Consider the following 9,645-nt stretch of genomic DNA (forward strand, 5'->3'; position numbering starts at 1 on the left):
GCATGGAAGCGTCGGGCACCGGCAACATGAAGTTCGCGCTCAACGGCGCGCTGACCATCGGCACGCTCGACGGTGCCAATGTCGAGATCAAGGAATGCGTCGGCGACGACAACATCTTCATCTTCGGCCTGACCACCGCCGAGGTCGCCGAGCGGCGCAACAACGGTTACGACCCTCGCGCCGTCATCGAGGGATCATCTGAGCTGGCGCAAGCGGTCGCTGCCGTCTCGTCGGGCGTCTTCTCGCCGGACGATCCGGAGCGTTACCGCGACCTCGTCAACGGCCTCTACAACAGCGACTGGTTCATGGTCGCCGCCGATTTCGATGCCTATGCCACCGCCCAGCGCGAGGTCGATGCGGTCTGGCGCAACAGTCCCGACTGGTACGCCAGGGCAATCCGCAATGTGGCGCGTGTCGGCTGGTTCTCCTCCGATCGCACGATCCGCCAATATGCGAAAGAAATCTGGAACGTGCCTGCCTGATGTGATTGCATGAGGCCGCAAACAATGTGGTCCCGGTGGTGTGAACTTGAAAGTCGGATCACACCACTAGAAACAAACACTCGGTGCCTGGGGAGGGACACTGCCTGATGAAGAAGCCGCGCGCGACCGCTGCGACAAGCGGGCCGGACGGACTGGCGGCAGCCAGCGATGTTGCGGCGATTGTTGCCGGCACGCATGGCGATCCGTTTGCCGTTCTCGGTGTTCAGGAGGCTGGGAAGGGTTTTGTGGCCCGCTGCTTTGTTCCGAATGCCGAATTCGTCACTGCCTATACGCTGACCGGCATCATCGCGGGTGAATTGTCCAGGCGCGACGATGGCGGCTTTTTCGAAGGCAAGCTCTCGATCAAGAAGCGGCAGCCGCTTCGCTATCACGCGCGCAATGCCGGCGGCGACTGGTGGCTGACCGATCCCTATTCGTTCGGTCCGGTGCTCGGGCCGATGGACGACTACTACATCGCCGAGGGATCGCATCTCAGGCTGTTCGACAAGCTCGGCGCCCATGTCATCGAGCACGAAGGCGCCACGGGCGTGCATTTCGCCGTCTGGGCTCCCAATGCGCGGCGTGTCTCTGTGGTCGGCGATTTCAACGAATGGGACGGCCGCCGGCACTCGATGCGGGATCGCCGCGACACCGGCATCTGGGAGGTGTTCATTCCCGATATCGGTGCCGGCCGGCCCTACAAATACGAGATCATCGGCCCCGACGGCGTCAGGCTGCCGCTGAAGGCCGATCCGTTCGCCTTCAAGTCCGAACTGCGTCCGGCCACCGCTTCGGTCGTGGCCGTGCCGCCGGCGCATGAGTGGGGCGACGAGGCGCATCGCAATTTCTGGCGCAATGCCGATCACCGGCGCGAAGCCATTTCGATCTACGAGGTCCATGCCGGCTCCTGGCAGCTTCGCGACGACGGTACGTTCCTGTCATGGGACGAACTGGCCGACCGGCTGATCCCCTATGTGGTCGAGACCGGCTTCACCCATATCGAATTCATGCCGATCTCCGAACACCCGTATGACCCGTCCTGGGGCTACCAGACGACCGGCCTCTACGCGCCATCGGCCCGCTTTGGCGATCCGGACGGCTTTGCCCGCTTCGTCGACGGCGCCCACCGTGCCGGCGTCGGCGTTATTCTCGACTGGGTGCCCGCGCATTTCCCGGTCGATGAGCACGGCCTGGCCAATTTCGATGGCACCGCGCTCTATGAACATGCCGATCCGCGCAAGGGGTTTCATCCCGACTGGAACACCGCGATCTACAATTTCGGCCGCCGCGAGGTGGTGTCGTTCCTGGTCAACAATGCGTTGTTCTGGGCCGAGAAATACCATGTCGACGGACTTCGCGTCGATGCGGTCGCCTCGATGCTGTACCTCGACTATTCGCGCAAGGCCGGCGAATGGATCCCCAACGAGAAAGGCGGCCGCGAGAATCTCGAGGCGGTCAGCTTCCTGCAGAAGATGAACAAGGAGGTCTACGGCCACCATCCGGGCGTGATGACCATCGCCGAGGAATCGACCTCTTGGCCGAAGGTCTCGGCACCGGTGCATGAAGGCGGGTTGGGCTTCGGCTTCAAGTGGAATATGGGCTTCATGCACGACACGCTGGAGTATTTCTCCAAGGAACCGATCTTCCGAAAACACCACCACAACGACCTCACCTTCGGCCTGACCTACGCCTTTTCGGAGAATTTCGTGCTGCCGCTCTCGCACGACGAGGTTGTGCACGGCAAAGGCACGCTGCTTGGCAAGATGGCCGGCGACGACTGGCAGAAGTTTGCGACGCTGCGCGCCTACTACGCTTTCATGTGGGGCTATCCCGGCAAGAAGCTGCTTTTCATGGGGCAGGAGTTCGCGCAGCGCCGCGAATGGAGCGAGGCGCGCGCGCTCGACTGGAACCTGCTTGAATTCCGGCCGCATCGCGGCGTCTGGCAGACGGTGCGCGATCTCAACTATCTCTACCGTTCGCGCCCGGCACTGCATGGCCGTGATTGTGAGCCGGAAGGGTTTTCCTGGCTGATCGTCGATGACAGCCAGAATTCGGTTTTTGCCTGGCTGCGCAGCGCACCGGGCGGCAGCCCGGTGGCCGTCATTTCCAATTTCACGCCGGTGCCGCGTGACAATTATCGCGTGCCGTTGCCGAAATCAGGCAAATGGCGCGAGATCATCAACACCGACGCTTCGGAATATGGCGGTTCCGGCAAGGGCAATGGCGGCATGGTCGAGGCGCGGGCGGAGGGAGGAAACATCTCAGCGACGATGCTTTTGCCGCCGCTGTCGACGATCATGCTTGAACTCGTTGCCGACTGAGCCATGTCGATATCGAGTAACTTGGGAGGGTAGAAATGGCAGACTTGAAACGGACCCAGCCGCTGGCGCGCGATGCCATGGCCTATGTATTGGCCGGCGGCCGTGGGAGCCGCCTCAAGGAACTGACCGATCGGCGTGCCAAGCCGGCCGTCTATTTCGGCGGCAAGACGCGCATCATCGATTTCGCGCTCTCCAACGCGCTTAACTCCGGCATTCGACGCCTCGGCGTCGCCACCCAGTACAAGGCACATTCGCTGATCCGCCATCTGCAGCGCGGCTGGAACTTCCTGCGCCCTGAACGAAACGAGAGTTTCGACATCCTGCCGGCCAGCCAGCGCGTCTCGGAAACGCAGTGGTATGAAGGCACCGCCGATGCCGTCTATCAGAACATCGACATCATTGAGGCCTACGGCCCCGAATACATGGTCATCCTGGCCGGCGACCACATCTACAAGATGGACTACGAGATGATGCTTCGCCAGCACGTCGACGCCAATGCCGACGTCACCGTCGGCTGCCTCGAAGTGCCGCGCATGGAAGCCACCGGCTTCGGCGTCATGCATGTCGATGCCAAGGACAACATCATCGCCTTCGTCGAAAAACCCGCCGATCCGCCCGGCATTCCCGATAAGCCGGAATTCGCGCTGGCTTCGATGGGCATCTACGTCTTCAAGACCAAATTCCTGATGGAGCAGTTGCGCCGCGATGCGGCCGAGGCGGGCTCAAGCCGCGACTTCGGCAAGGACATCATCCCCTATATCGTCCAGCACGGTAAGGCGATCGCGCATCGCTTCGCTAAATCCTGCGTCCGCTCGACCGCCGAGAACGAAGCCTACTGGCGCGACGTCGGAACGGTCGATGCCTATTGGGAAGCCAATATCGACCTGACCGATATCACGCCCGAGCTCGATCTCTACGACCGCGACTGGCCGATCTGGACCTATGCCGAATTGAAGCCGCCGGCAAAGTTCGTGCATGACGAGGATGGCCGCCGCGGTTCGGCTGTGTCTTCGCTTGTCTCGGGCGATTGCATCGTCTCGGGGGCTTCGCTGAAAAAAAGCCTGATCTTCACCGGCGCGCGCATCAATTCCTATTCGACGCTGGAAGAAGTCGTCATGCTGCCCGACGTTCATGTCGGCCGGAACGCAAAGTTGAAGCGCGTGGTCATCGACCATGGTGTTAGGATACCGGAAGGGCTGGTGGTCGGCGAAGATCCTATTCTCGACGCCAAGCGCTTCCGCGTTTCCGAAAAGGGCATCTGCCTGGTCACGCAGGACATGATCGACAAGTTAGGGCTCTAACGCATGCAGGTTCTGTCGGTCACGCCCGAGATCTTTCCGCTGATCAAGACCGGAGGGCTTGCCGACGTGACCGGCGCGCTGCCCATCGCCTTGGCGGCCAAGGGCGTGACCGTGCGCACGCTCATCCCGGGCTTTCCGACCGTCATGGCCGCCTTCAAGAAGAAGCGGGCGGTTCTGCAATATCCCTTGCTGCAGGGCGGCAAGGCCTCCGTCCATTCAGTCCAACTCGCCGGGCTCGAACTGTTCGTGCTCGATGCGCCGCATCTGTTCGACCGTCCCGGCGGTCCCTACGGCAATGCCACCGGCGTGGACTGGCCAGACAACTGGCGGCGCTTCGCAGCACTAAGCCAGGTCGGCGGCGATATCGCCGGCGGCGCCATCTCGGGCTACCAGCCCGACATCGTCCATGCCCATGACTGGCAGTCTGCGATGACCCTGGCCTACATGCGCTACGGCAAGGCAGTTGGCATTCCCTCGATGATGACCGTCCACAATCTCGCCTTCCAGGGCCAGTTCGGCGCCGGCATCTTCGGTGAACTCGGCTTGCCGGCGGCGGCGATGGCGCTCGACGGCGTCGAATATTATGGTGGTGTCGGCTTCCTCAAGGCTGGCCTGCAGGCCGCCTGGGCGATCACCACGGTCAGCCCGACCTACGCGCAGGAGATCCGCTCGGCGGAATTCGGCATGGGTCTCGACGGCCTCATCAACATGCGCTCCAGCGATCTCTATGGCATCGTCAACGGCATCGACACCGGCATCTGGGATCCGGAAACCGACAAGCATCTGGTATCCCCCTACAAGGCGAGCACACTGAAGGCGCGCGCGCCCAACAGGACTGCCGTGGAGGACCGCTTCAGTCTTGAGCGTGACGACAGCCCGATCGTCTGCGTGGTCAGCCGGCTGACCTGGCAGAAGGGGATGGACATACTGGCGCTGGTGATCGACGGCATCGTTGCCACTGGCGCGCGGCTGGCCATCCTAGGATCGGGCGATGCTGGTCTCGAAGGCGCGCTGCTTGCCGCTGCCGCCCGGCATCGCGGCCGTATCGGTGTGGTCGTCGGCTACGATGAGGGGCTGTCGCACATCATGCAGGGTGGCTGTGACGCCATCGTCATCCCCTCGCGCTTCGAACCGTGCGGGCTGACGCAGCTTTACGGCCTGCGCTATGGCTGCGTGCCGGTGGTCGCGCGCACCGGGGGCCTCGCCGATACGGTCATCGACGCCAATGAGGCCGCCGTCTCTGCCGGTGTCGCCACCGGCCTCCAGTTCGCGCCCAACAATGGCGGTGCCTTGCTGCACGCCATCCGCCGCCTCGTCGACGCCCATGCCAGTCCGACGGTCTGGGAATCGCTGCAGCGCCAGGGCATGAAGGCCGATGTGTCGTGGGACAAGAGCGCCGAAAAATATGTCGAACTCTATCGCTCGCTACTTTCGAAAAGGGTTGCCTGAAGCATGATACGGACCGTCCCCACCAAGCCTTATTCCGACCAGAGGCCCGGCACGTCGGGCCTGCGCAAGAAGGTGCCTGTCTTTCAGCAGGAGCACTATGCCGAGAATTTCATCCAGTCGATCTTCGACGCGCTCGACGGTTTCAAGGGCAAGACCCTGGTGATTGGCGGTGACGGCCGGTTCTACAATCGCGAGGTCATCCAGAAGGCCATCGCCATGGCCGCCGCCAACGGCTTCGGCAAGGTGATGGTCGGGCAGGGCGGCATCCTGTCGACGCCGGCCGCCTCGCATGTCATCCGCAAGTACAAGACCTTTGGCGGCATCATCCTGTCGGCCAGCCATAATCCCGGCGGCCCGCATGAGGATTTCGGCATCAAGTACAATGCCGGCAATGGCGGCCCGGCGCCGGAAAAGCTGACCGACGCGATGTTCGAGAAAACCAAGACAATCTCAAGCTTCAAGATCGCCGATATCGATCCGATCGACATCGACACAACAGGCACGGTCAAGGCCGCCGGCATGACGGTCGAGATCATCGACCCGGTCGCCGACTATGCCGAACTGATGGAAAGCCTGTTCGATTTCGATGCCCTGCGCAAACTGTTCAAATCCGGCTTCCGCATGCGCTTCGACGCCATGCACGCGGTGACCGGCCCCTACGCCAAGGAGATCCTGGAGAACCGGCTTGGCGCGCCCAACGGCACCTGCCGCAATTTCAAGCCGCTGCCGGATTTCGGCGGCCATCACCCGGATCCGAACCTCGTCCATGCCAAGCACCTCTATGACGAGCTGATGGGACCGGACGCGCCGGATTTCGGCGCTGCCTCGGATGGCGACGGCGACCGCAATCTGATCATCGGCAAGGGCATTTTCGTCACCCCGTCGGATTCAGTTGCCATGCTCGCCGCCAATGCCCGCCTGGCGCCCGGCTACAAGGCCGGTTTGAAGGGTATCGCCCGCTCGATGCCGACCAGTGGCGCTGCCGACCGCGTCGCTGAAAAACTCGGCATCGCCCTCTATGAGACGCCGACCGGCTGGAAGTTCTTCGGCAATCTGCTGGATGCCGACATGGCGACGATCTGCGGCGAGGAGAGTGCGGGCACCGGCTCCAACCATGTCCGCGAAAAGGACGGCCTATGGGCGGTGCTTTTGTGGCTCAACATCCTTGCCGCGCGCGGCGAAAGCTGCAAGCAGATCGTCACTGAGCACTGGGCGACCTACGGTCGCAACTACTATTCGCGGCACGATTATGAAGAGGTTGAGAGCGACCGCGCCAACGCATTGGTCGACGAACTGCGCGCCAAGCTCGGCGCGCTGCCGGGTACCAGCGCTCGCGGCATGAAAATCGCCAGCGCCGACGATTTTGCCTATCGCGATCCGGTCGACGGTTCGATCAGCGAGCATCAGGGCATCAGGGTGCTGTTCGAAGGTGGTTCGCGGGTCGTCTTCCGCCTCTCCGGCACCGGCACGTCGGGCGCGACGCTGCGCGTCTACATCGAACGTTACGAGCCGGACAAGTCGAGGCACGACCTCGACACCCAGGCCGCCCTTGCCGATCTGATAGCCGCAGCCGATGATATTGCCGGGATTCACAGCCATACCGGCCGCCCCAAGCCAAGCGTGATTACTTGAGGGTGGCGGTTCGCGCTTTCCCTTCTCCCCTTGTGGGGTTCGAAGGACGGGGCGAGACCCGTGGCTCGCCCCAGGGCGGTGGATCGGCGCGTAGCGCCGAGACGGTTGAGGGGTGCGCGAAGGATCGCTGTCCTTGCCAAGCGGGAACATCCCTCATCCGTCGCCTTCGGCGACACCTTCTCCCACAAGGGGCGAAGGGGGAGACTGCATGACCCAGCTCGGCGCCACCGTCACCCGCGAAGGCATCCGCTTTGCCGCCTGGTCGCAGGCCGCCCGTCGGCTTTGGGTCTCGATCTTCGACGAGCAGGGCAACCGGGAAATCGAACGGCTCGAACTGCAGCCGGAAGGTGAGGGCGTCCATGCGCTGTTCATTGCGGGCCTTGGCCAGGGCATCCGCTACGGCTTTCGCGCCGATGGCGACTACGCGCCGGAACGCGGACTGTGGTTCGATCCCGCCAAGCTCCTGACCGATCCATATGCCGTCGAGATCGACAGGTCCTATGTCTATGACTGGCGGCTGGCCCAGCGCCGGGGCGAGGGCGCCGATACCGCACCGCTGATGCCGAAGGCGATTGCCGCTGCGCTGCCGAAGCCGGTGCAGGCTGCCCCGCCGCTATTCCAGCCGGGCGGCCTTATTTACGAAGTGCCGGTGCGCGCCTTCACCATGCTGCATCCGGACATTCCCGAAAAATTGCGCGGAACAGTCGCCGCACTTGCTCACCCGGCGGTTATCGAGCATCTGAAAAAACTGGGGGTTGACGCGGTCGAACTGATGCCGGTGACCGCGTGGATTGACGAGCGACATTTGCCGCCGCTCGGGCTGCGCAACGCCTGGGGCTACAATCCCGTGACTTTCATGGCCCTCGATCCGCGTTTGGCGCCGGGCGGCATCATGGAGTTGCGAAACACGGTCGCCGTGCTGCGTGAGGCTGGCATCGGCGTCATCCTCGACCTCGTCTTCAACCACACCGGCGAGAGCGACTGGCTTGGCCCGACGCTGTCGCTGCGCGGCCTGGACAACCAGGCCTACTACCGGCACTCATCAGACGGCGGGCTGGCCAACGATACCGGCACCGGCAACACGGTCGCTTGCGATCATCCTGTCGTCCAGGAGATGGTCCTCGACACGCTTCGCCATTTCGTCAGGGATGCCGGCGTCGACGGCTTCCGCTTCGACCTGGCGCCCATTCTGGGCAGGGTTGAAGGAACATTCGATGCCGAGGCGCCGATGCTGAGAGCGATGCGCGACGACCCGCTGCTGGCCGATCGCGTGTTGATCGCTGAGCCGTGGGACATCGGTTCCGACGGCTATCAGCTCGGTAATTTCCCGCCGCCCTTCCTCGAATGGAACGACAAGTATCGCGATGACGTCAGGCGCTTCTGGCGCGGCGACGCCGGCATGGTCGGTGCGCTGGCGACCCGGCTTGCCGGTTCGTCCGATGTGTTCGCAACGAACCGGCAAAACGCCAGTCGGACCGTCAATTTCATCGCCGCCCATGACGGCATGACGCTCGCCGATATCGTGCGCTACGAGCGCAAGCACAACGAAGCCAATGGCGAGCAGAACCGCGACGGTCACAATGAAAACCTATCCTGGAACAACGGCGTCGAAGGGGATGCGGACGATCCGGCCGTATGGGAGTCTCGCCAGAACGATCAGTGCGCGCTGCTCGCCACGCTGTTTGCCTCGCGCGGCACCATCATGCTGACCGCAGGCGACGAGTTCGGCCGCACCCAGCAAGGCAACAACAACGCCTATGCGCAGGACAACGAGATCACCTGGCTCGACTGGGCCGGCCGTGACCAGGTGCTGGAGCGCTACACGGAGGAACTCTCGAGGCTGCGCCGGTCGATGCCGGCGCTCTCCGATACAAGCTTCCTCACTGGCCAGCCACCGGCAGGTTCAGAGATACCGGACGTCGCATGGCTGACCGAGACAGGCGCGCCGCTCAATGAACAGTGCTGGCAGGACCCGCAGCGGTACCGCCTCGTCATGATCCTGGGTGGCGTCAGCCGCCTTGCCGTCATCATCAACGGCGATCGCCGGGCCTGCATGTTCACCTTGCCTGAGCGAGACGGATTCTTCTGGGCTCCAGCCATCGAAGCGCCGGATGCGGCGGACAGATCGCGACCGATATCGGGACGGGCGGTGATCTTCATGATCGAACGAGCGCAAGCCGGCACAGGGGAGAAGCGCAATGGCGGCGAGTGACAAGACCGGATGGTGGCGTGGTTGCGTCATCTACCAGATCTATCCGCGCTCCTTCCAGGACACGACCGGCGATGGCAGCGGCGATCTCGCCGGTATCACCTCGAGGCTCGCCCATGTCGCCTCGCTTGGTGTCGATGCCGTCTGGCTGTCGCCTTTCTTCAAGTCGCCGATGGCCGATATGGGCTACGACGTGTCGGATTACTGCGATGTCGATCCGATGTTCGGCACGCTCGAGGATTTCGATGCGC

At 63.1% G+C, this 9,645-nt stretch carries 7 protein-coding genes; all 7 read left to right on the forward strand.

Annotated features, from left to right (window positions below; genetic code table 11):
• Positions 1–482 (forward strand): glycogen/starch/alpha-glucan phosphorylase (locus EN964_RS13960; RefSeq protein WP_164775816.1); only part of this gene is annotated, 482 nt, incomplete at its 5' end.
• A 107-nt stretch (positions 483–589) separates the two neighbouring features.
• On the forward strand, positions 590–2,803 hold the full coding sequence (glgB, locus tag EN964_RS13965; RefSeq protein WP_127268704.1) for a 1,4-alpha-glucan branching protein GlgB: 2,214 nt from the start codon (positions 590–592) through the stop codon (positions 2,801–2,803).
• A gap of 35 nt (positions 2,804–2,838) precedes the next feature.
• A complete protein-coding gene (glgC, locus tag EN964_RS13970; protein WP_127273144.1) occupies positions 2,839–4,104 on the forward strand; it encodes a glucose-1-phosphate adenylyltransferase in 1,266 nt (421 codons plus the stop codon).
• 3 nt (positions 4,105–4,107) lie between these two features.
• Positions 4,108–5,553, forward strand: a complete 1,446-nt coding sequence (gene glgA, locus EN964_RS13975; protein ID WP_127269989.1) for a glycogen synthase GlgA — start codon at positions 4,108–4,110, stop codon at positions 5,551–5,553.
• Between the two features lie 3 nt (positions 5,554–5,556).
• Positions 5,557–7,185 carry an alpha-D-glucose phosphate-specific phosphoglucomutase gene (locus EN964_RS13980; protein ID WP_127276451.1) on the forward strand — a complete coding sequence of 543 codons (1,629 nt, stop codon included), beginning with the start codon at positions 5,557–5,559 and terminating at the stop codon, positions 7,183–7,185.
• A 208-nt stretch (positions 7,186–7,393) separates the two neighbouring features.
• Positions 7,394–9,397 (forward strand): glycogen debranching protein GlgX, encoded by a 2,004-nt coding sequence (glgX, locus tag EN964_RS13985; protein ID WP_127269985.1) that lies wholly within the window; start codon positions 7,394–7,396, stop codon positions 9,395–9,397.
• A partial coding sequence (locus EN964_RS13990) for an alpha-amylase family glycosyl hydrolase (protein WP_245490651.1) occupies positions 9,384–9,645 on the forward strand: 262 nt, incomplete at its 3' end. The genes glgX and EN964_RS13990, both read left to right, overlap by 14 nt.

The organism is Mesorhizobium sp. M7A.F.Ca.CA.001.10.2.1 (assembly GCF_003998575.1).
Lineage (GTDB): Bacteria > Pseudomonadota > Alphaproteobacteria > Rhizobiales > Rhizobiaceae > Mesorhizobium.